Annotated in this window: 18 protein-coding genes; 10 read left to right on the top strand and 8 right to left on the bottom strand. The window is 60.7% G+C overall.

Annotation, left to right across the window (positions count from 1 at the left end; translation table 11 throughout):
• Positions 1–71: 71 nt before the first annotated feature.
• The 3 genes from ligB to AC07W4_RS06070 all read right to left on the bottom strand — a co-directional run bounded on the left by ligB (position 72) and on the right by AC07W4_RS06070 (position 4,225).
• Positions 72–1,751, bottom strand: a complete 1,680-nt coding sequence (ligB, locus tag AC07W4_RS06080) for an NAD-dependent DNA ligase LigB (protein ID WP_495031839.1) — start codon at positions 1,749–1,751, stop codon at positions 72–74.
• A gap of 269 nt (positions 1,752–2,020) precedes the next feature.
• Entirely contained in the window at positions 2,021–3,211 is a 1,191-nt protein-coding gene (gene metK, locus AC07W4_RS06075) for a methionine adenosyltransferase (protein WP_008050251.1), read from the bottom strand.
• Between the two features lie 18 nt (positions 3,212–3,229).
• Complete coding sequence (locus AC07W4_RS06070) at positions 3,230–4,225, bottom strand: ArsR/SmtB family transcription factor (RefSeq protein WP_008050250.1); 996 nt, start codon at positions 4,223–4,225, stop codon at positions 3,230–3,232.
• A 261-nt stretch (positions 4,226–4,486) separates the two neighbouring features.
• On the opposite strand from AC07W4_RS06070, the gene tkt reads away from it, so the two are divergent.
• The 6 genes from tkt to fba all read left to right on the top strand — a co-directional run bounded on the left by tkt (position 4,487) and on the right by fba (position 10,904).
• Complete coding sequence (tkt, locus tag AC07W4_RS06065) at positions 4,487–6,484, top strand: transketolase (protein ID WP_495031838.1); 1,998 nt, start codon at positions 4,487–4,489, stop codon at positions 6,482–6,484.
• Positions 6,485–6,664: 180 nt separating this feature from the next.
• A complete protein-coding gene (gene epd / locus AC07W4_RS06060) occupies positions 6,665–7,717 on the top strand; it encodes an erythrose-4-phosphate dehydrogenase (protein WP_057716543.1) in 1,053 nt (350 codons plus the stop codon).
• 12 nt (positions 7,718–7,729) lie between these two features.
• Complete coding sequence (locus tag AC07W4_RS06055; protein ID WP_495031837.1) at positions 7,730–8,893, top strand: phosphoglycerate kinase; 1,164 nt, start codon at positions 7,730–7,732, stop codon at positions 8,891–8,893.
• 34 nt (positions 8,894–8,927) lie between these two features.
• Positions 8,928–9,149 (top strand): hypothetical protein, encoded by a 222-nt coding sequence (locus AC07W4_RS06050; protein WP_495031836.1) that lies wholly within the window; start codon positions 8,928–8,930, stop codon positions 9,147–9,149.
• A gap of 56 nt (positions 9,150–9,205) precedes the next feature.
• Positions 9,206–9,547: an MliC family protein gene (locus tag AC07W4_RS06045; protein ID WP_495031835.1), complete on the top strand. Its 342-nt coding sequence runs from the start codon at positions 9,206–9,208 to the stop codon at positions 9,545–9,547.
• A 292-nt stretch (positions 9,548–9,839) separates the two neighbouring features.
• Positions 9,840–10,904, top strand: coding sequence for a class II fructose-bisphosphate aldolase (gene fba / locus AC07W4_RS06040; protein WP_007981624.1), 1,065 nt, complete (start codon positions 9,840–9,842; stop codon positions 10,902–10,904).
• A 193-nt stretch (positions 10,905–11,097) separates the two neighbouring features.
• Here the strand turns inward: fba and AC07W4_RS06035 are convergent, their stop codons facing one another.
• Complete coding sequence (locus tag AC07W4_RS06035; RefSeq protein WP_495031834.1) at positions 11,098–11,766, bottom strand: polysaccharide lyase family 7 protein; 669 nt, start codon at positions 11,764–11,766, stop codon at positions 11,098–11,100.
• Positions 11,767–12,088: 322 nt separating this feature from the next.
• On the opposite strand from AC07W4_RS06035, the gene AC07W4_RS06030 reads away from it, so the two are divergent.
• From AC07W4_RS06030 to AC07W4_RS06020, 3 genes are read left to right on the top strand one after another with little or no spacing between them, the layout of a single operon-like run.
• Complete coding sequence (locus AC07W4_RS06030; RefSeq protein WP_495031833.1) at positions 12,089–14,212, top strand: putative bifunctional diguanylate cyclase/phosphodiesterase; 2,124 nt, start codon at positions 12,089–12,091, stop codon at positions 14,210–14,212.
• Positions 14,213–14,257: 45 nt separating this feature from the next.
• Positions 14,258–14,746: a M48 metallopeptidase family protein gene (locus AC07W4_RS06025; RefSeq protein ID WP_495031832.1), complete on the top strand. Its 489-nt coding sequence runs from the start codon at positions 14,258–14,260 to the stop codon at positions 14,744–14,746.
• Between the two features lie 37 nt (positions 14,747–14,783).
• Positions 14,784–15,080: a winged helix-turn-helix domain-containing protein gene (locus AC07W4_RS06020; RefSeq protein ID WP_008050237.1), complete on the top strand. Its 297-nt coding sequence runs from the start codon at positions 14,784–14,786 to the stop codon at positions 15,078–15,080.
• 111 nt (positions 15,081–15,191) lie between these two features.
• Here AC07W4_RS06020 and AC07W4_RS06015 read toward each other — a convergent pair whose 3' ends face one another.
• Positions 15,192–15,644 (bottom strand): GNAT family N-acetyltransferase, encoded by a 453-nt coding sequence (locus AC07W4_RS06015; RefSeq protein WP_495031831.1) that lies wholly within the window; start codon positions 15,642–15,644, stop codon positions 15,192–15,194.
• Between the two features lie 257 nt (positions 15,645–15,901).
• On the opposite strand from AC07W4_RS06015, the gene AC07W4_RS06010 reads away from it, so the two are divergent.
• Positions 15,902–16,639 (top strand): substrate-binding periplasmic protein, encoded by a 738-nt coding sequence (locus AC07W4_RS06010; RefSeq protein ID WP_495031830.1) that lies wholly within the window; start codon positions 15,902–15,904, stop codon positions 16,637–16,639.
• Positions 16,640–16,778: 139 nt separating this feature from the next.
• On the opposite strand, the gene yccS is transcribed toward AC07W4_RS06010, so the two are convergent.
• The 3 genes from yccS to dbpA all read right to left on the bottom strand — a co-directional run bounded on the left by yccS (position 16,779) and on the right by dbpA (position 21,851).
• Positions 16,779–18,962, bottom strand: coding sequence for a YccS family putative transporter (yccS, locus tag AC07W4_RS06005; protein WP_495031829.1), 2,184 nt, complete (start codon positions 18,960–18,962; stop codon positions 16,779–16,781).
• Positions 18,963–19,186: 224 nt separating this feature from the next.
• Positions 19,187–20,365 carry a BaiN/RdsA family NAD(P)/FAD-dependent oxidoreductase gene (locus AC07W4_RS06000; RefSeq protein WP_008050233.1) on the bottom strand — a complete coding sequence of 393 codons (1,179 nt, stop codon included), beginning with the start codon at positions 20,363–20,365 and terminating at the stop codon, positions 19,187–19,189.
• 148 nt (positions 20,366–20,513) lie between these two features.
• Complete coding sequence (gene dbpA, locus AC07W4_RS05995; protein ID WP_230853210.1) at positions 20,514–21,851, bottom strand: ATP-dependent RNA helicase DbpA; 1,338 nt, start codon at positions 21,849–21,851, stop codon at positions 20,514–20,516.
• Positions 21,852–22,024: the final 173 nt, after the last annotated feature.

The following is a 22,024-nucleotide window of genomic DNA, read 5'->3' as shown; positions in this document are numbered from 1 at the left end:
AGGCCAGTGTGGCAATGGCTTGTTGGAGCCCAGCGGTCCCATGGGGTTCCCGGTGGGCGCAGGGCTGGCAGCTAAAAGCCGTCAATCCCCGCATCACGTAACGTTTCACTCAAGGCCAGGACCTGCGGATCGCGGAAAAAAGCGCTCAGTTGCGCCGCGCGCCCTGGCCCGATACCGGCCTCGGCCCGCCATTGTTCGATGTCACGCTGCGCCAGTACCTGCCATGAGTCGCCGAGATGCGCCTGGCCTGTCGGCGGTAATCCCAAGGCTTTGAGCCAGTGTGCGAACGGTCGTTGCCGGGCCTGATTGAAGCCGTCTGCAAGACGAGCCGCACTGCGCTCGCCGAAACCGTCAATGGTAGCAAGCTCTTGGGTATCGAGGGTCAACCAATCCAGCAGACCTTTCAGGCGACCTGTTGCAAGAAGTCTTTCCCAAGTCCCCGGACCCACATTGGGCAGCGCCAGGCCTTGTTTGCTGCTGAGCCAGGTCAGACGCGCGAGAAACTGGCTCTCACAGCCCGGAGTCGGCTGCCAGCAACTCAATGGATGAAAGTCCTCTGCCAGCGGCGCGTTCAATTCGGCGCGTACGCTGCTGCGCAATACAACGCTATCGAGCCTGGGTATGGTCAGCCCGGCCAGGCTGATGGCGACCTGATCGCCCGGACGTATGTCCAGCGCCTGCCAGCGTTGCAACGAACCGACGCTGACGTGTTTGATCTGCCGGTCATCGAGCTGCACCGGGGCCAATTCAAGTACCGGAGTGATCCGTCCGGTCCGGCCGATTTTGAAGTGAACCTGGCGGACTTCGGCCAGAGCCTGGGCGAAGGGGTATTTCCAGGCGATGGCCCAGTAGGGTGACCTGGCCTGCCAGCGTTCGGCGGCTGGGCGCTGGTTCTGGCGCAGGACGATACCGTCGCTGGCAAAAGGCAGGGGGGAGCCATACCAGTGCTCGCGCCAGCGTTCGGCATCGACGATGGAGGCAATGGGCTGGCTGTATGCCGTAGTACTGGGGAAACCCAGCGCAGTCAACGCCGCTGCACGCTCGGGCACGCTCGCCGGCCCCTGGGGCCAGTCCCACACAAACAAGTCGATGTTGGCGGCCTGTTCGGCGCTCAAGACCTTGCGTGCCATCAGGCCGGCCACCGAGCTACGAGCATTGAGGCTGCCGGCTCTGGCCTGCACGTGATCGGTCAGGCGCCAATACAGTTCGCCTTGCACGATCAAGTCCCGGGCCTGCGATAGCCGTTGCGGGATGCCCGGAATCTGCCGTGCAGGAGCGGTCCAGTCCTGACCGCTCTCGCCGTCGCCTCGGCTGATTGCCTGGGTCAGCAGGCCGTTACGATAAACCAGGGTCACCGCCACGCCATCGATTTTAGGCTGGACCCAAACGTCCACCCGGTCACGCAGCCAGTTTTCCACGGCGGGCCGATCGTGCAGTTTGTCCAGGCCGGTGTGGGCGATCGGGTGGGGCAGCGTGCCGCGTGCAGTGCGCAAGGGGTCTGCGGACGGGCTCAGGTTGAAGCAGTGGCGCCATTGGGTGAGTTGCGCGCGGGACTGGTCGTAGAGTTCATCGGCGACCAGTGAGCGTCCCTGGCGGTGATAGCTGTCGTCCCAGCGGTCGATTTGTTGTTGCAGTTTATTGACTTCAATCAAGGCGCGTTCGGGTGGCCAGTCCGGGCACTCGGCGGCGCTGGCATTCAGACAGGCAAGGGTCAGCAGGGTGGCGAAAAACAGGCGCAGGTCGGGAAGCATCTTGAGCGTCCTTGCTCGGTGAGGTGCGTGAAGGCTAGGTCAGTATGGGGTGGTGCGGACAGGGGGTGTTTTGCCGGGTATTTCTGGTGGTTGCACTGGCCTCATCGCGAGCAAGCTCGCTCCCACAGTAGACGCTGGTGTTCTGACCAACTCAAACCCCTGTGGGAGCGGGCTTGCCCGCGAAGGCCGCGACGCGGTCTCAAGCGCAAGCCAATAAAAAGCCCCGCAAGGCGCGAACCGTGCGGGGCTTGGGGTGTTGCGGGGAAGTCTTACAGGCCGGCAGCAGAACGCAGGGCGTCGGCGCGGTCGGTTTTTTCCCAGGTGAACGTGGTGAAGGTGTCGTCACCCACGGTCTTGGTCGCCGGGGTGCGGCCGAAGTGGCCGTACGCAGCGGTTTCCTGATACATCGGGTGCAGCAGGTCGAGCATGGTGGTGATCGCGTATGGACGCAGGTCGAACACTTCGCGAACCAGTTTGACGATCTTGTCATCGCTGATCTTGCCGGTGCCGAAGGTGTTCAGCGAGATCGAAGTCGGCTGGGCAACACCGATCGCGTAGGACACCTGGATCTCGCAACGCTCGGCCAGGCCGGCGGCAACGATGTTCTTGGCCACATAACGACCGGCGTAGGCCGCCGAACGGTCAACCTTCGATGGATCTTTACCGGAGAACGCGCCACCGCCGTGACGGGCCATGCCGCCGTAGCTGTCGACGATGATCTTGCGACCGGTCAGGCCGCAGTCACCCACCGGGCCGCCGATGATGAACTGGCCGGTCGGGTTGATGTGGAACTGGGTGTCCTTGCTCAACAGTTCGGCAGGCAGCACGTGCTTGACGATCAGCTCCATTACGCCTTCGCGCAGGTCGTTGTACGACACTTCAGGGTTGTGCTGGGTCGACAGAACGACGGCGTCGATACCGACAACCTTGCCGTTTTCATAACGGCAGGTCACTTGCGACTTGGCGTCCGGGCGCAGCCAAGGCAGCAGGCCGGATTTACGGGCCTCGGCTTGCCTTTGCACAAGCTGGTGCGAGAAAGTGATCGGTGCAGGCATCAGCACGTCGGTTTCATTGCTGGCGTAGCCGAACATCAGACCCTGGTCGCCGGCGCCCTGATCTTCAGGCTTGGCACGGTCGACACCCTGGTTGATGTCTGGGGACTGCTTGCCGATGATGTTCATCACGCCGCAGGTCGCGCCGTCGAAGCCAACGTCGGAACTGGTGTAGCCGATGTTGGTGATCACGTCACGAACGATCTGCTCCAGGTCAACCCAGGCCGAAGTAGTGACTTCGCCGGCGATGATCGCCACGCCCGTTTTCACCAGAGTCTCGCACGCCACACGGGCGAACTTGTCTTCAGCAATGATGGCGTCCAGCACCGCATCAGAAATCTGGTCGGCGATTTTGTCCGGATGCCCTTCAGACACGGACTCGGAGGTGAAAAGGGAGTATTCGCTCATCTCGATGTTTTCCTGAAATTACCGATGGTGAGTGTCGCCAGCCGGTCGCTGAAAATGGCGGACCTGGATCTGGAAACCATTACGTAAGCCTACATAGAGGCTTTCCCCGGGAACGAGTCCCGCAGCGGTGGCCCAACGGGCCAGATCGTCCTGTTCAAACCCCAGCCAGAGATCACCGCAGGCCTCCTTGGCCCAACTCTGGTTGTGGCTACATAACTCTGTCACTAGCAGGCTACCGCCTGATTGCAGCAAATTGGCCATGTGCTTGAGCGCATCGGCCGGCGCGGCAAAATGGTGCAGCACCATGTTCAGTACAACGCAATCGGCCTTGAGGCTGACGCCGTTCAATGCATCGGCCAGTTGCAGGCTAACGTTAGTCAGCTTGTCGCGATCGCACACCTGGCGCGCCAGTTCGAGCATCGCGCTGCTGTTGTCCAGCGCCGTGACTTGCGCGAAGCGGCGCGCCAGTTCCGGCAGGAATGCGCCGTCTCCGGGGCCGACTTCAATGGCCGTGGCGTCTTTGTCGAAGCTCAGTTTGTCGAGCAGGGCCACCACGCTTTCGCGGTATTGCGGCAGGCCGGCGATCAAGTCTTGCTGGGCGCGAAACTTCTCCGCCACCCGTGAGAAAAAGTCCTGGCTGGCGGCCGCCCGTTGCCCATGGACCTGTGCGATGCGCGACTGAACGTCGGCCGGCAGCGTCAGGTTGTCCACTTCTTCGAGCAGTGCTGCGTGTAGTTTGCCGCCCAGCAGTTCGGTGTGGGGCAGGGCGCGACGGTAGAAAATCGCGTTGCCTTCGCGGCGCGTCGCCACCAGGTCGGCCTGGGCCAGTACCTTGAGGTGGTGGCTCATGCCTGACTGGCCGATGCCGAAGATCTGCGCCAGTTCCAGTACGCCGAACGAGTCGTTGGCCAGTGCGCGCAATACATTCAACCGCAGAGGATCGCCGCCAGCCTTGCACAAGGCTGCCAGCTCATCGCAATCGTCATGTTGAATGGAGGGCACGCGTAAATTCATAAGGCCGGCAGTCTAGTCACGGGCCGAAGGCATCGCAAGAGCAATATCAAAAAGTTTTGATATTGCTCGATAGATGGCACTTCTTGACGTTAGCTTCTGTCAACAAACGGATGGCGGAAAGGTTTCATCAAGCGAAACCGTCGTTATCCATTGGAAAAACGCCTTCAGATGACTATCTGTCATTGCCCCGAAGCGTCCCGGTGAGGGAAAATGCTCGCCTTTTTTCCGTTTCGTTTTATTCAAGCCCCCAGGAGAACAGCGATGCCTAGCCGTCGTGAGCGTGCCAACGCCATTCGTGCCCTCAGCATGGATGCCGTGCAAAAAGCCAACAGCGGCCATCCCGGTGCCCCGATGGGTATGGCGGATATCGCCGAGGTACTTTGGCGCGACTACCTCAAGCACAACCCGAGCAATCCATCGTTCGCCGATCGTGACCGCTTCGTGCTGTCCAACGGCCACGGCTCGATGCTGATCTACTCGCTGCTGCACCTGACCGGCTACGACCTGTCGATCGACGACCTCAAGCAGTTCCGTCAACTGCACAGCCGTACCCCGGGCCACCCGGAACTCGGCTACACCCCGGGCGTAGAAACCACCACCGGTCCACTGGGTCAGGGCCTGGCCAACGCCGTGGGCTTTGCCCTGGCTGAAAAAGTCATGGCAGCGCAGTTCAACCGTCCTGGCCACAACATCGTCGACCACCACACCTATGTGTTCCTGGGTGATGGCTGCATGATGGAAGGCATTTCCCACGAAGTCGCTTCCCTGGCCGGTACCCTGGGCCTGGGCAAACTGATCGCCTTCTACGATGACAACGGCATCTCCATCGATGGCGAAGTCGAAGGCTGGTTCACCGACGACACGCCAAAGCGTTTTGAGTCCTACAACTGGCAAGTGATCCGCAATGTCGACGGTCACGACCCGGAAGAGATCAAGACGGCGATCGACACTGCACGCAAAAGCGATCAGCCAACCCTGATCTGCTGCAAGACCACCATCGGTTTCGGTTCGCCGAACAAGCAAGGCAAGGAAGATTGCCACGGCGCCCCACTGGGCGACGCGGAAATTGCCCTGACCCGTGCGGCGCTGAAATGGAATCACGGTCCGTTCGAAATCCCGGCCGATATCTACGCCGAGTGGGACGCCAAGGAAGCCGGTCGCGCCGTGGAAGCCGAGTGGGATCAGCGTTTCGCTGCCTACTCCGCAGCATTCCCGGCCGAAGCCAACGAACTGGTGCGTCGTCTGAGCGGTGACCTGCCGGCTGACTTCAGTGAAAAAGCCTCGGCCTACATCGCCGAAGTGGCTGCCAAAGGCGAAACCATCGCCAGCCGTAAAGCCAGCCAGAACGCCCTGAACGCGTTCGGCCCGCTGCTGCCTGAGTTCCTCGGCGGTTCGGCTGACCTGGCCGGTTCCAACCTGACCCTGTGGAAAGGCTGCAAAGGCGTTACCGCCGAAGACGCCAGCGGCAACTACATGTACTACGGCGTGCGCGAGTTCGGCATGACCGCGATCATGAACGGCGTCGCCCTGCACGGCGGCCTGGTGCCTTACGGCGCGACTTTCCTGATGTTCATGGAATATGCCCGCAACGCAGTGCGCATGTCGGCCCTGATGAAGCAGCGTGTGATCCACGTCTACACCCACGACTCCATCGGTCTGGGCGAAGACGGCCCGACTCACCAGCCAATCGAGCAACTGGCCAGCCTGCGCTGCACGCCGAACCTCGACACCTGGCGTCCGGCCGACGCCGTTGAATCGGCAGTGAGCTGGAAGTCCGCACTGGAGCGCAAGGACGGTCCTTCGGCCCTGATCTTCTCCCGTCAGAACCTGCAGCACCAAACCCGCAATGCGATTCAGATCGAAGAGATCGCCCGTGGCGGTTACGTGTTGAAGGACTGCGCAGGCGAACCTGAGCTGATTCTGATCGCCACCGGTTCCGAAGTGGGTCTGGCGGTTCAGGCTTACGACAAGCTGACCGAGCAGGGCCGCAAGGTTCGCGTGGTTTCCATGCCGTGCACCAGCGTGTTCGATGCCCAGGACGCCGGCTACAAGCAATCGGTCTTGCCGTTGCAGGTCAGCGCCCGTATCGCCATCGAGGCTTCCCATGCGGACTACTGGTACAAGTACGTGGGCCTGGAAGGTCGCGTGATCGGCATGACCACCTACGGCGAGTCGGCACCTGCGCCGGCCTTGTTCGAAGAGTTCGGCTTCACCCTGGAAAACATCCTGGGTCAGGCTGAAGAGCTGCTGGAAGACTGATCCAGAAAAGATGTCGTCTGGACTGACGTCTTCGCGAGCAAGCCCGCTCCCACAGGGGATTTGTTGTGTGACACAGACAGTGTTCACAACTCTGACCCAATGTGGGAGCGGGCTTGCTCGCGAAAGCGATAGCCCGGACGCCATCGCACTAACGGATTCACCACGGTAATCGAGAACCCCATGCCTCAACCGCGTCCTTACAAAGTTGCACTCAACGGCTACGGCCGGATTGGTCGTTGCGTCTTGCGTGCGTTGTTCGAGCGAGGCGAAAAGGCCGGGTTCGAGATTGTCGCGATCAACGATCTGGCGGACATGGCCAGCATCGAATACCTGACACGTTTCGACTCCACCCACGGGCGTTTTCCCGGTGAGGTGAAAGTCGAAGGCGATTGTCTGCATATCAATGGCGACTGCGTGAAGGTCCTGCGCAGTGCCACCCCCGAAGGCATCGATTGGGCGTCCCTGGGCGTCGATCTGGTGCTGGAGTGCTCCGGCGCTTATCACACTCGCGAAGACGGCCAGCGTTTCCTCGACGCCGGCGCCCCGCGTGTGCTGTTTTCCCAGCCGATGGCCAGCGAGACGGACGTCGACGCGACCATCGTCTACGGCGTGAACCAGGATTGCCTGACTGGCGACGAGTTGCTGGTGTCCAACGCGTCCTGCACCACCAACTGCGGCGTGCCGCTGTTGCGCCTGCTGAACCAGGCCATTGGTCTGGATTACGTGTCGATCACCACCATTCACTCGGCGATGAACGATCAGCCGGTCATCGATGCCTATCACCACGAAGACCTGCGCCGTACCCGTTCGGCGTTCCAGTCGGTGATTCCGGTGTCCACCGGTCTGGCGCGTGGTATCGAACGCCTGCTGCCGGAACTTGCCGGACGAATTCAGGCCAAAGCCGTGCGGGTGCCGACGGTCAACGTGTCCTGCCTCGATATCACGATGCAGACCGCCACCGCGACCGACGCCACCGAGGTCAACCGGATCCTGCGCGAAGCCGCCACCAGCGGCCCGCTCAAAGGCCTTCTGGCTTATACCGAGTTACCTCACGCAAGCTGTGATTTCAACCATGACCCACATTCGGCGATCGTCGATGCCAGTCAGACCCGCGTTTCCGGCCCACGGCTGGTGAACATCCTGGCCTGGTTCGACAACGAATGGGGTTTTGCCAACCGAATGCTGGACGTTGCAGAACACTATCTGCAAACAGCAACTTCAAAAAAACCGTAGGAAGTGCGACCCATGACCGTGTTGAAGATGTCCGACCTCGATCTGCAAGGTAAGCGCGTATTGATCCGCGAAGACCTCAACGTCCCAGTCAAGGACGGTGTAGTCACCAGCGATGCGCGTATCCTGGCCTCGCTGCCGACCATCAAGCTGGCCCTGGAAAAAGGCGCGGCCGTGATGGTCTGCTCGCACCTTGGCCGTCCGACCGAAGGCGAGTTCTCGGCCGAGAACAGCCTCAAGCCGGTTGCCGACTACCTGAGCAAGGCCTTGGGCCGCGAGGTGCCACTGGTGGCTGACTACCTGGGCGGCGTCGACGTGAAAGCCGGCGACATCGTGCTGTTCGAAAACGTGCGCTTCAACAAAGGCGAGAAAAAGAACGCCGACGAACTGGCCCGGCAATACGCCGCCCTGTGCGACGTGTTCGTGATGGACGCCTTCGGCACCGCTCACCGTGCCGAGGGTTCGACCCACGGCGTGGCCAAGTTCGCCAAAGTCGCTGCCGCGGGCCCGCTGCTGGCCGCTGAACTGGACGCACTGGGCAAAGCCCTGGGCGCCCCGGCCCAGCCAATGGCAGCCATCGTCGCCGGCTCCAAGGTGTCGACCAAACTCGACGTGCTGAACAGCCTGAGCCAGATCTGCGACCAGTTGATCGTTGGCGGCGGTATTGCCAACACCTTCCTGGCCGCTGCCGGTCACCCGGTCGGCAAATCCCTGTACGAGCCGGACTTGCTGGACACTGCTCGCGCCATCGCCGCCAAGGTCAGCGTGCCGCTGCCAGTGGACGTGGTGGTTGCCAAGGAATTCGCCGAAACCGCCGCTGCGACCGTCAAGCTGATCGCTGACGTCGCTGCCGACGACATGATCCTGGACATCGGCCCGCAGACCGCCGCCAACTTCGCCGAACTGCTGAAGTCGTCGCAAACCATTCTGTGGAACGGTCCGGTCGGTGTGTTTGAATTCGACCAGTTCGGCAATGGCACCAAAGTGCTGGCCCAGGCCATCGCAGACAGCGCGGCGTTCTCCATTGCCGGCGGTGGCGACACCCTGGCTGCCATCGACAAATATGGCGTGGCCGAGCAGATCTCCTACATTTCTACCGGCGGTGGCGCGTTCCTCGAATTCGTTGAAGGCAAAGTGCTGCCAGCCGTTGAAGTCCTGGAAAGCCGGGCCAAGGCCTGAGGGTCGCCCGTTTGACCAGGCAGGGAGTGTTGAAATGGTCAAGACGTTAGCGCTGTTGATCGTCGCGGGTTCGCTGGCGGCGTGCGGGAGTAACCCGAAGGCCACTGCGGAACCGGCGCCGTCCGAGTCGGAAAAAGGCTGCTACCAGGCCGACTGGCAGGCCGAAACCAATCCGGTGCTCAACAAGCGCTCCGGGCCCGAGGGCCTGGACAAATACGAGACCCAGACACCCGCCAAGGAACATGGCTGCCCTTGACGGGTCTGACTCATTACTCAGGGCTGGCGGCGTGCGCCGCCAGTCGAGGGACACGGATGAAAGGTTTTATCGCCGTTACGGCGCTGGCGCTGTTGGCCGGTTGTGCTCAGATGAATCAGTTGAACCCGTTCCAGTCGTCCGCACCTGTGGATAACTGGACCACCTGGACCTGCGACAGCCAGGCCAAAGTGCTGTGGCGCTACACCGACGACAGCCTTAGGGAAGTCGACGTGCGCCTGGGCGGTGCCGATCAGGTCTACCGCCTGAAGCAGGAACCGGGTGCATCGGGTTCGCTGTACAGCAATGACATGCTGGCGTTTCACATAAAAGGTGAGGAAGGCCTGGTTTACTGGGTCGCCACCAATGATTTGATCGGCCGTGGCTGTAAGGCTGGGTAACACGATTGATTTGACGTACAGAGATCCAAATGTGGGAGCGGGCTTGCTCCGGGCGGCGTTCCGACGAAAGCGGTGGATCAGCTTGCATAGATGTTGAATGTTGAGCCGCATTCGTCGGAACGCCGCCCGGAGCAAGCCCGCTCCCACAAGGGTTCTGTGCAGTTGTTGAGATATTGGCATCACCCGAATTCGCAGCCCGGGCCTAACCCCCGATCTGCAATAACTTGAATAGCCGCCGCCGCTCCGGCAGGCTGGCACGATTAACGACCCTCAACCGGGAGAGACACACACAATGGCACTTATCAGCATGCGCCAGATGCTGGACCACGCAGCCGAGTTCGGCTACGGCGTTCCAGCCTTCAACGTCAACAACCTTGAGCAGATGCGCGCCATCATGGAAGCCGCTGACAAGACTGACTCCCCGGTGATCGTCCAGGCTTCGGCCGGTGCTCGCAAATACGCCGGCGCACCGTTCCTGCGTCACCTGATCCTGGCAGCCATCGAAGAGTTCCCCCACATCCCGGTGTGTATGCACCAGGACCACGGCACCAGCCCTGACGTCTGCCAGCGCTCCATTCAACTGGGCTTCAGCTCGGTGATGATGGACGGTTCTCTGGGCGAAGACGGCAAGACCCCGACCGACTACGACTACAACGTGCGCGTGACCCAGCAGACCGTGGCCATGGCTCACGCCTGCGGTGTTTCGGTAGAAGGCGAGTTGGGCTGCCTGGGTTCGCTGGAAACCGGCATGGCCGGTGAAGAAGACGGCATCGGCGCCGAAGGCGTTCTGGATCACAGCCAGATGCTGACCGACCCGGAAGAAGCTGCTGACTTCGTAAAACGCACTCAGGTCGATGCCCTGGCCATCGCCATCGGCACTAGCCACGGCGCCTACAAGTTCACCAAGCCGCCTACCGGCGACGTGTTGGCGATCGACCGTATCAAAGAGATCCACAAGCGTATTCCGAACACTCACCTGGTGATGCACGGTTCGTCTTCGGTTCCGCAAGAGTGGCTGGCGATCATCAACCAGTACGGCGGCGACATCAAGGAAACCTACGGCGTACCGGTTGAAGAAATCGTCGAAGGCATCAAGCACGGCGTGCGCAAGGTCAACATCGACACCGACCTGCGTCTGGCATCCACTGGCGCAATGCGTCGCCTGATGGCCACCAACCCGAGCGAGTTCGACCCGCGTAAGTTCTTCGGCGCCACTGTCACCGCCATGCGCGACGTGTGTATCGCTCGCTACGAAGCCTTCGGCACTGCCGGCAACGCTTCGAAGATCAAGGCGATCTCGCTGGAAGGCATGTATCAGCGTTACCTGAAAGGTGAGTTGAACGCCAAGGTCAACTAAGACCGGGCGTTGAGCTTCATCAATAAAAAACCCGCCGAAAGGCGGGTTTTTTGTGGGCGATGATCCATCATCGACGCGGTCAGTGTGGGAGCGGGCTTGCTCGCGAAAGCGGTGTGTCATTCAACGTTAATGTTGCCTGACATTACGCCTTCGCGAGCAAGCCCGCTCCCACAGGGTCAACGGTGCCTCGACATCATTGATTGTGATCGATATCCAGCTTGCTGAAGGTCACTTTGCCGCCTTCAGTGGTGTACCCGGTGTTGTCCTGTACATAGACCCCGGCCTTGAAGTACAGCGGTTTGTCGCGCCAGGTTTCGCTGATTTGCGTATCCCATTGATAACCTGCCGCGCTGATGCCCAAGGCGCCACCGGGGCTGAGGTGAATGAGGTAGTTGAACTCCTGGTCGAGTTTCACCCCCGTCGCAACGATGATCACCCGGCTTGTATCGTCATAGGGATGCATACGGACCTTGGCGACGATATTGCCGGTGCCTGTACTGGTTTTGTATTGGTATTCGACCTTCACCAGGGGTTTCTGGCTTTGATAGGCATGGATCTGGCCAATGACGATCTTCCCGGAACTCGGCACCTGATTTACTGCCAGAGTGGCATACAACAAATTGTCGGCCTCCGGGTAATACCAGTTTTTCAACGTGCCGTTGCTGTAGGTTTCACGCAATTCGGTGCGTGGATAAATCGCGTTTTCGGTACGGGAGCCGGTCACGGGCGACCAGAAAAACAATGTGCCGGTGTCGGAATGGAAGTATTGATCCTTGAAGCCGTCCACCAATTTGGCGGTTTCGACGGTGTACGGCGGGCTGCCGACGGGAACGCTGAGGTTCCATGTTGCGAGATCGATCATGTCGGTTCTTCCACTTGATTGATGCTGCACGGGGGTGCCAGAAGCTCTAGACCGCACCTTTGGGGCGGCCTTTATAATCGTAGCGGGACATTTTGTTAATGCCCGCCTGACGGGTGGTTGACGTCAACATCCTGTCGAAATGCCAGCTTCCGGGTTTTCATCGGACTGAGCATTCGACCGTTAGTCGGTAAAAAGACACAATGATTAAATGATGGCTCACTGACACCTTCTGCTTTCGCAGAACGGGGTCTAGAGTGAAAGCACAGTATTTGTCCGGTTTTCACGAGAAACCGGCCTGACACCCCGCAATTAGAGAAGCAGCATGGAATGCGCGCAACCCACGCCAGTAGAAGGCGGCTCAACCCTTTTAGTCGTCGACGATTACCCTGAAAACCTGATCAGCATGCGCGCGTTGTTGCAGCGCCAGGGCTGGCGGGTCATTACTGCCACCTCGGGCTTCGAGGCCCTCGGCTTATTGCTTGAACACGATATAGACCTGGTGCTGCTGGACGTGCAGATGCCGGGCATGGACGGTTATGAAGTGGCGCGCCTGATGCGCGGTAGCCAGCGGACCCGTCTGACGCCGATCATTTTCCTGACCGCCAACGAACAGTCCCAGGACGCCGTGATCAAGGGCTATGCCAGTGGTGCGGTGGATTACCTGTTCAAACCGTTCGACCCACAGGTCTTTACCCCCAAGGTCCAGGCGTTGCTTGAACACCAGCGTAACCGCCGGGCCCTGCAGCGCCTGAGTCATGATCTGGAAGCCGCCCGTGCCTTTAATGCGTCGGTGCTGGAAAACGCGGCCGAAGGCATTCTGGTATTGGGAGAGGACGGTCTGATTCGATTTGCCAATCCGGCGATCTCACGGTTGCTCAATGCCCCTGTGCAGGAACTGCAAGGCAAGGAGTTTCTGGACTACCTGCAAAAACCGCATATCCCGATCTGGGCCGATTCCGAGTTGCTTGCCGGATACAAACGCGGCGAAACCCTGCGCCTGCACGATGCCCAGCTGCGAACCGCGCCCGGCCAGCAGGTGCCGGTGGCCTTGTCCTGCGCGCCATTGCCCGCCGAGCAACACGCGATGGTCGTGACCGTGCTGGACATGTCGGTGGTGCGCCATCTGCATCAGCAACTGGAATTTCAGGCGGTCACCGATCCGCTGAGCGGATTGCTCAACCGCCGGGGTTTCTACCAGACCGTAGAGAACCTGCTGCTGCGCGGTGAGCGATCCGACAGTTCCTGGGTCTTGATGTACCTGGACCTCGACGGCTTCAAGCGAGTCAATGATTCCCTCGGGCACGATGCCGGCGATCGGGTGCTGCGCTGGGTTTCCGAACAGTTGAAGGCTTGTCTGCGGCCCTTCGACATCCTGGCGCGGATAGGCGGCGACGAATTCACCGCGCTGCTGGATCTGGAGTTCCCCGAGCAGGCGGCGAAGATTGCCGAGAAGCTCATTGAGCGAGTGTCGATCTGTCAGCAGATCGACGGCCTCGATATCGCTCTGGGTGCCAGCATCGGCATTGCCACGTTCCCGGATTGTGGGGCCAATCTCGACGGGATGCTTCGGGCGGCCGATATCGCCATGTATGAAGCCAAGCGTGCCGGCCGCCAGCAGTATCGCTTCTACGATCACGAAATGAACGGCCGGGCGCGCACGCGGCTGATGCTGGAAGAAAGTGTTCGCACGGCCATTGAGAACCGGGATTTCAATCTGGTGTATCAGCCTCAGGTTGCGATTGCCGACGGGCGGATTCGTGGCTTCGAGGCCTTGCTGCGCTGGCAGCATCCGAGCGTTGGCGATGTCCCTCCAGGGCTGTTTTTGCCATTGCTGGAGGAAGCGCGGCTGATCAGTCGCCTGGGCAGCTGGATCTACCATCGCGGCGCCGGGCAACGCAAAGCCTGGGAATCCCTGTTTGCCGAGGACCTGGTGCTCGGCGTCAGCTTGAGCAGTACGCAGTTCGGCTTGCCCAATCTGGTCACCGAGTTGCGCCAGGTGCTGGAGCGCCATGGCCTGCAACCGCATCATCTGGAAGTCGAGGTCACGGAAGAGGCCTTGACGCACAACCCCGAAGAAGCCCGCAAGCAATTGCGCCTGCTGCACAGTCTGGGCGTACGAGTGGCATTGGATGACTTCGGGGCCGGCCCTTGTTCCCTGAGCCACTTGCGCGACCTGGCGCTGGATACCCTCAAGATCGACCGTCATTTGATCGCCCGGCTGCCGGAGTCGGCAAAGGATGCGGCGCTGGTGCGCAGTGTGATCGACCTGTGTAAGCAGTTCGGGATGCTGGTGATTGCCGAAGGGGTGGAGACCGTCGCGCAGTATGAATGGTTGCAAGCCAATGGCTGTGAGTATGTGCAAGGTTTTCTGGTAGCCCGGCCGATGATGGCCGAAGACACGGGGGCCTTTGTCCAGCCGTTTGACTGGAGCGCGCTGGCTCGCTGAATTCGCTACACTGGCGACCTTTTAGTGACCTGTAATGCCGCCCCGATGACCGCGTTGAAATATCTCCAGGCTTATCCCGCTACCCTGCAGGATCAGGTGCGCCAGCTGATCGCCGACGGTCGGCTGGGCGATTACCTGAGCCAGCGTTACCCGCAAAAACACGGGGTGCAGAGCGACAAGGCGCTGTACACCTATGCCCTGGACCTCAAGCAGGAATACCTGCGTAATGCCCCGGCCATCGACAAGGTGCTGTTCGACAACCGTCTGGACCTGACCCACCGTGCCCTTGGCCTGCACACCACGATCTCCCGGGTGCAGGGTGGCAAGCTCAAGTCCAAGAAAGAAATCCGCATCGCTTCGCTGTTCAAGGAAGCGCCTTCCGAATTCCTGAAAATGATCGTGGTGCATGAGCTGGCGCACTTCAAGGAATCGGACCACAACAAGGCATTCTACAAACTGTGCGAGCACATGCTGCCGGGTTATCACCAGGTGGAATTTGATGTGCGGGTGTACCTGACGTGGCGGGATCTGTAGGCGCTGCCGCAGGCTGCGATCTTATAAGGAGCATCAGATGGACGTGAGCAAGACCAAGAGCAGCTTCTACCGCCGGTTGTACGTGGCGTACCTGATCGACAGCGGGCTGGCCAGCAGCGTCCCGACGCTGACCGAGGTCACCGGCATGCCCCGGCGCACGGCACAGGACACCATCGCGGCGCTGGCGGATCTGGACATCATTTGTGAGTTCGAGCAGGAGGAAGGTGCGCGCAACCATGCGGGGCGCTATCGGATTCGCGAGTGGGGGGCGATTGATCGCGGTTGGATCGAGCGTAATCTGCGGCAGATCAAGGCGGTGCTGGAGTATCCCTGAAATCTTTCAGTGGTTTGACTGACGCCTTCGCGAGCAAGCCCGCTCCCACACTGGAATGCGGTCTCCTGTGGGAGCGGGCTTGCTCCGGGCGGCGTTCCGACGAAGAGGCCCTTACGGACGACGCATGCCAATGTGTGGAATACCATCTTCCACATACTCCTCACCCGCCACGACAAACCCATAGCGCCCGTAATACCCCTGCAAATGCGCCTGGGCCGAAAGGTAGACCGGCAGGCCTGGCCAGTACTTCTCGATCTGTTTCAACGCCTGATCCATCAGCTCATGCCCAAGGCCCGTGCCACGTGCCTGCGGGGCAACGATCACACGCCCGATCACCACGTCGCCGCCCTGTGATTGCGGGTCGAGCAGGCGCAGGTAGGCCACCAACTGGTTACCGTCCCAGGCCATCACGTGGCAGGTGTCGCCTTCCAGGTCCTGGCCATCAATATCCTGATAAACGCACTTTTGCTCGATGACGAACACTTCTGCGCGCAACTGCAAAATGGCGTACAGCTGCTCCTTGCCCAGGTCACTGTGGTGTTTGCAGATCCAATCGACTGTCATGTTTTGATTCCCTGAAAACGTCGTTCCGATACTAAGCGCACTCACGCCAGAAGTCTTTATGGCGGGAGAATCTGTGATAAAGGCCAAAATGCCATCATTCATTTTTCGCGCGGATGTCTTCTTTGTGTAATCTGGATCGAAGCGCTGTGCTATGGCTTCGATGAGCTAATGTTGAGTACCCGGGCCTCGCCGGTACAGGGGCTTTGGGGTTTTGGCTGAAAACACGTCGGGCAACCCGCCCGCTAAGGATTTCTGGCATGCCGCGAATGCATCGAGCTTTTGCCTTGATTGGATTGCTGTTGCTGGTTCAGGGAGCGGCAGCGGAAAAGCTGCGGCTGGTCGCTGATGTCTGGCCACCCTTTACCGATGCCACGCTCGTCAACGGTGGTCTGGCGACGGACATAGTCAGTACCGCGCTCGCCAGGGCCGGCTATGCCAGTGAATTCGAGCAAGTGCCCTGGGCACGGGCCTTGATGGGATTGGGCGAGGGCCGATACGACGTGCTGGTCAACGCCTGGTACTCGGAGGAACGGACCAGGCTTGGCCAGTTCTCCGGCGAGTACCTGCTCAATCGCGTGCGCTTTCTCAAGCGCAAAGACTCGCCCATCGAATTCAACAACCTGCAGCAATTGCACACCTATCCGATTGCCATCGTGCGTGGATACGCTTATTCGCCCCCGTTCGACAACGACGACTCATTGCAGAAAATCCCCGTGCACAGTTTCGCCATGGCGGTGCGCATGCTCGCGGCCGACCGGGTCAAGCTGACACTGGAAGATGAATTCGTCGCCCGCTACTACCTGGCCCGTGAGTCGCCCAAGGTGCGAAACGCCGTGGAATTCCTGCCCAAGCCATTAAGCGAGAACAGCCTGCATATCATGGTCAGCCTGAAGAATCCCGAGCATGCGCGGATCGTCGCCGGTTTCGACCGGGAGATCGCGGCGATGAAGGTGGACGGGAGTTATGACAAGTTGATGAAGCAGCATGGGATGTGAGTGGACAGATCTGGGTTCTGCGCTGTTGTTGATGGCCTCTTCGCGGGCAAGCCCGCTCCCACAGGGGTTCTGTGAGCGACGTAAATCCAGTGTGGGAGCGGGCTTGCCCGCAAAGGGGCCCGCTCAGACAACGCAGATCTCATTCCTCACTGGTGTCCTTGATGAGATGCGCCGCCAATGTCCTCAACGGCCCCAACTGCCGGCAGATCAGCGCCAGTTGCGTCTGCACCAACCGCTGACCCTCATCGATTTCATCCGGCATCTGTTCCAGTTCATTGGCCAGTGCCTCTTCTTCATCGCTCTGAATCTCGATCGAAGACTTGCTCGCCAGCCCTTGGGCGATTGCGTCGATGCTGGCGGCCAGTTTCGCCCCGGCCCCTTCGATCAAGTGCTCGCGTACGTCCGCCGGCAGCTGGGTTTCCCGGTGCGCGCCAAGGCCCGACAGGTAGCTGAGCAGCGTGTGTGACAGCACCAGGAAGCGGAAACCCACGTCCGCTTCTTTTCGGAAATGCCCTGGCTCCATCAGCATGTTGGCCAGCGTGGTCGACAGCGCAGCGTCGGCGTTGTGCGCGTTGCGGCGAGCCAGGCGGTAAGCCAGGTCGTCGCTTTTGCCCGCCGCGTATTGCTGCATGATCTGGCGCAGGTAAATGCTGTTGCAGGCCAGGGTGTTGGCCAGCACCTTGTTCAGGCGTCGGCCCTGCCAGTCCGGGAGGAACAGGAACACCGCCAACCCGGCGATCAGGCTGCCGAGCAAAGTATCGAACAGCCGTGGCAGGAACAGCCCGTAACCGTCACCCACCTGGTTGAAGCAGAACAGCACCATCAGGGTGATCGCGGCCGTCGCCAGGGTGTAGCGGGTGGTGCGATTGGTAAAGAACACCACCCCGGCGGCAATGGCGAAACACGACTGGATCAGCGGGTTCGGGAACAGGTCGAACAGCGCCCAGGCCAGGGTCAGGCCGATGGCGGTGCCGATGATCCGCTGACCGAGTTTGCGGCGGGTGGCGCCGTAGTTCGGCTGGCAGACGAACAGCGTGGTGAGGATGATCCAGTAGCCTTGGGACGGGTGAATCAAATGCACCATGGCGTAGCCGATGCTCAACGCCAGGGGCAATCGAAGGGCATGGCGGAACAGCAGCGAGGTCGGCGTCAGCTGCGTGCGCAAGCGAAGCCACACGTCCTTGAGGCTGCGCGGCGAACGGTCGAGCAGGCTGCTGTCGGTGGCGTCGGCCAGGGCGTCGGGGTTACTGGCATCGCTGAGCAGGCGGTCGAGAGTACCGAGGTTGGCCGCCAGTGCCCGCAGTGAACGCAGCAAGCCGCGCCAGGCCGGGTTGCTCTGGATGCGCAGGTGTTCGAGGGAGGCATCGAGGTCGCTCAGGGCTTCGGCGAAACTGGCGTCATAGGTGAACGGCTGGCGCATCTGGATCGATTCGGCCAGGGCCCGGCAGGCCTTGCCTTGCTGGCGCAGCAGGCGTTGGCAGCGGAACAGCACGTCGCTGTGGAAGAAGGCATCGGCCAGGGCGTTGTAAGGGTAGTGCGACGAACTGGCGCGTTCGTGGATGTCCTGGGCGAGGAAGTACAGTTTCAGATAGCGGCTGACTTTCGACCCCGGGCGACCGTTGCCGACCCGATGCAGGATGATCTCCTTGGCGGCATTCAATGCCGCCACCACCCGGCCGTTCTGCTGGGCCAATTCCAGGCGCCGCGCCTCCACGTCCATCTGCCGGATCGGCTCGAACAGCGAGGATTTGAGCTTCAGGTAAAAGCCCAGTTCGCGGAACAGGCGTGCCAGGCTCTGTTGCACCGGCTGATTGGAAAACAGCGCCTGCCACAACACCGAGAGCACGCCGTACCAGGCTGCGCCGGCCACCAGCAGCAACGGCTCGTGCCAGACATCGGTGACCGCACCGCCACGCTGGTCCACGCCGATCATGGTGTAGACCGACAGGATCAACGTCGCCGAGGCAATCGCGCCATAGCGCTCGCCCAAGGCGCCGAGCATGGTCAGGCAGAACGCGGCCAGGGCGAAGGCGATGATAAACAGCGAGGGGTAGGGAAAGAGCAGTTCAACGGAAAGGGCGGCAACCGCGAAACACACCAGCGTCACGGCCAGCGCGTTGAGACGGCCCTGCCAGCTGTCGTCGGTCTCGGCCAGGGCACTGGCGATAATCCCCAGGAACAACGGGATCAACAGGCCCATTTCATCCTGATACCAACACAGCGCCATGGTGCCGGTCAGGGCAATGAATACCCGTACGCTGTAGCTGAATTTATCCAGCGCCCAAAGGCGACGCAGAGACTGGCGGAACGAAGTCGATGACATGAAATGCGAAGGCCTTCCGAGGCAATGACGCTAAATTGAGCCACTAATGACGCCGACGCAATGGCGCCGATCACATCAGACAGCAAAATCTGTTCCTTTGAGCTTCACGCATGACAAATGTGGGAGCGGGCTTGCTCGCGAATACAATCTGTCAGCCGATATCTCTGCCGACTGACACACCGCCTTCGCGAGCAAGCCCGCTCCCACATTTTGATTTGTGTTTGTCAGACGTACTGCGCGGCGGCGTAACCGGAAGCCCACGCCCACTGGAAGTTGAACCCGCCCAGATGTCCGGTCACATCCAGCACTTCACCGATAAAATACAGCCCCGGGCTTTTCAGCGATTCCATGGTCTTGGACGACACTTCATTGGTGTTGACGCCGCCCAGGGTCACTTCGGCGGTGCGATAGCCTTCGGTGCCGGCGGGCACGACTTTCCAGCTCGCCAGTTTCTCTGCGATATCGGCCAGTTCCGCGTGGGTGTACTGCTTCATCGGTTTGGAGACGAACCAGTTGTCCGCCAGCAGGTTGGCCATCTTCTTGGTGAAGATTTCACCGAGCAGGGTTTTCAGCTCGCTGTTGGGGCGTTCGGCCTGTTGCTGTTGCAGCCAGCTCGGTACGTCGTGATCCGGCAGCAGGTTGATCTCGACGGTATCGCCGGATTCCCAGAACGACGAGATCTGCAAAATCGCCGGGCCGCTGAGGCCGCGGTGGGTGAAGAGGATGTTCTCGCGAAAGCTCTGGTCGTTGCAGCTCACCAGGCAATCCACCGAGGTACCGGACAGCTCGGTGCACAAGGCCTTGAGCTGATCGGTGATGGTGAATGGCACCAGGCCGGCGCGGGTCGGCAGCAGCTCGTGGCCGAACTGCCTGGCCACCTGGTAGCCGAAACCGGTGGCGCCCAGGGTCGGGATCGACAGGCCGCCGGTGGCGATCACCAGGGATTCACAGGTGATTTGGCCGAGCGTAGTGTCCAGCAAATAGCCCTGCTCGAGTTTCTCGATGGTCTGGATCGAGGTGTCCAGGTGCAGGCTGACGCCGACCTGATCGCACTCGTTCAGCAGCATTTCGAGGATGTCGCTGGATTTGTTATCGCAGAACAGCTGACCGAGTTTTTTCTCGTGGTACGGCACGCCGTGCTTGGCCACCATGCCGATGAAGTCCCACTGGGTATAACGGGCCAGGGCGGATTTGCAGAAGTGCGCGTTCTGCGAGAGGAAATTGCCCGGTTCTGTGTACATGTTGGTGAAATTGCAGCGGCCACCGCCCGACATCAGGATTTTCTTGCCGGCCTTGTTGGCATGGTCGAGCAACAACACCTTGCGCCCGCGCCCGGCGGCAGTCAGTGCACACATCAACCCTGCGGCGCCAGCGCCAATGATCACGACTTCGGTAGAGCGCAAAACGGTGTCCTCACACAAATTTCAAATTCACCGACGAACAATGTGGGAGCGGGCTTGCCCGCGATGGGGCCAGTACATTCAACATCGATGTTGTCTGTAAGTCCGCTATCGCGGGCAAGCCCGCTCCCACAGGGGATGTACGCAGTTCTTAAAGGATACGCACGCGCAACGAACGGCCCTTGATCTTGCCGTCGTTCAAACGCTGCAAGGCCTGCTTGGCGACGCCACGCTCCACGGCCACATAGGCCTGGAAGTCGAAAATCGCGATCTTGCCGACCTGGGCACCGGGGATGCCGGCGTCACCGGTCAGTGCGCCAAGAATGTCGCCTGGACGAACCTTGTCCTTGCGGCCGGCAGCGATGCACAGGGTGCTCATCTGCGGCAACAGCGGACCACCACCCTTGGAAGTGAGGTTGTCCACCTGATCCCAGGTCAACGGTGTCTTCTGCAATTGCTCGATAGCCTGGGCGCGCTGCGCTTCGGACGGCGCCACCAGGCTGATCGCCAGGCCTTTCTCACCGGCGCGACCAGTACGGCCGACACGGTGAATGTGGATTTCCGAATCACGGGCCAGCTCGACGTTGATCACCATGTCCAGCGAGTCGATGTCGAGGCCGCGGGCGGCGACGTCTGTCGCCACCAGCACCGAAGTACTGCGGTTGGCGAACATCGCCAGTACCTGGTCGCGGTCACGCTGTTCCAGATCGCCGTGCAGGCCGACGGCGGAAATGCCTTTGGCGGTCAGGTGATCGACGGTTTCCTGAACCTGCTGCTTGGTGAAGCAGAAGGCCACGCAGGAGGCCGGGCGGAAGTGACCAAGTACCTTGGTCACCGCGCTCATGCGGTCATCCGGGGAAATCTCGTAGAAGCGCTGCTCGATCTGCGTGTCGTCGTGGAACGCCTCGGCCTTCACCTGCTGCGGGTTGCGCATGAACTTCGAGGCCAACTGCTTGATGCCTACCGGGTAGGTGGCGGAGAACAGAAGGGTCTGGCGGCGCTCCGGGGCCTGCATGATGATTTCTTCGATGGAATCGTAGAAACCCATGTCGAGCATGCGGTCGGCTTCGTCGAGGATCAGGGTGTTCAGGCCGTGGAGTACCAGCGAACCCTTGCGCAGGTGCTGCTGGATGCGCCCCGGGGTGCCGACGATGATGTGCGCGCCGTGTTCCAGCGAAGCGATCTGCGGGCCGAGGGACACGCCGCCGCACAGGGTCAGGACCTTGATGTTGTCTTCGGCACGGGCCAGGCGACGGATTTCCTTGGCGACCTGATCCGCCAGCTCGCGGGTCGGGCACAGGATCAGCGCCTGGCAACCGAAGTAACGCGGATTGATCGGGTTCAGCAGGCCGATGCCGAAGGCGGCGGTCTTGCCGCTGCCGGTCTTGGCCTGGGCGATCAGGTCCATCCCCTTGAGGATCACCGGCAAGCTTTGCGCCTGGATCGGCGTCATCTGGGCATAACCGAGGGAGTCGAGGTTAGCCAGCATGGCGGCGGACAGCGGCAAAGTATTAAATTCGGTGGCGATGGTGGTCACGGGACTGGCCTGCAAAACAAAATGTCGCGCAGTGTACCAGTCCCGTGCTCTTCACCTGCAAATTCTGGACGAATAGTCGTATCAGCTGCCGAGGCACGAGGCTGCGTTGCGTGTCCGCAGGACCG

Source organism: Pseudomonas sp. GW821-FHT02A08 (assembly GCF_059422045.1).
The sequence above is the reverse complement of the archived record's forward strand: the minus strand, read 5'-3'. Positions and strand labels throughout refer to the sequence as shown.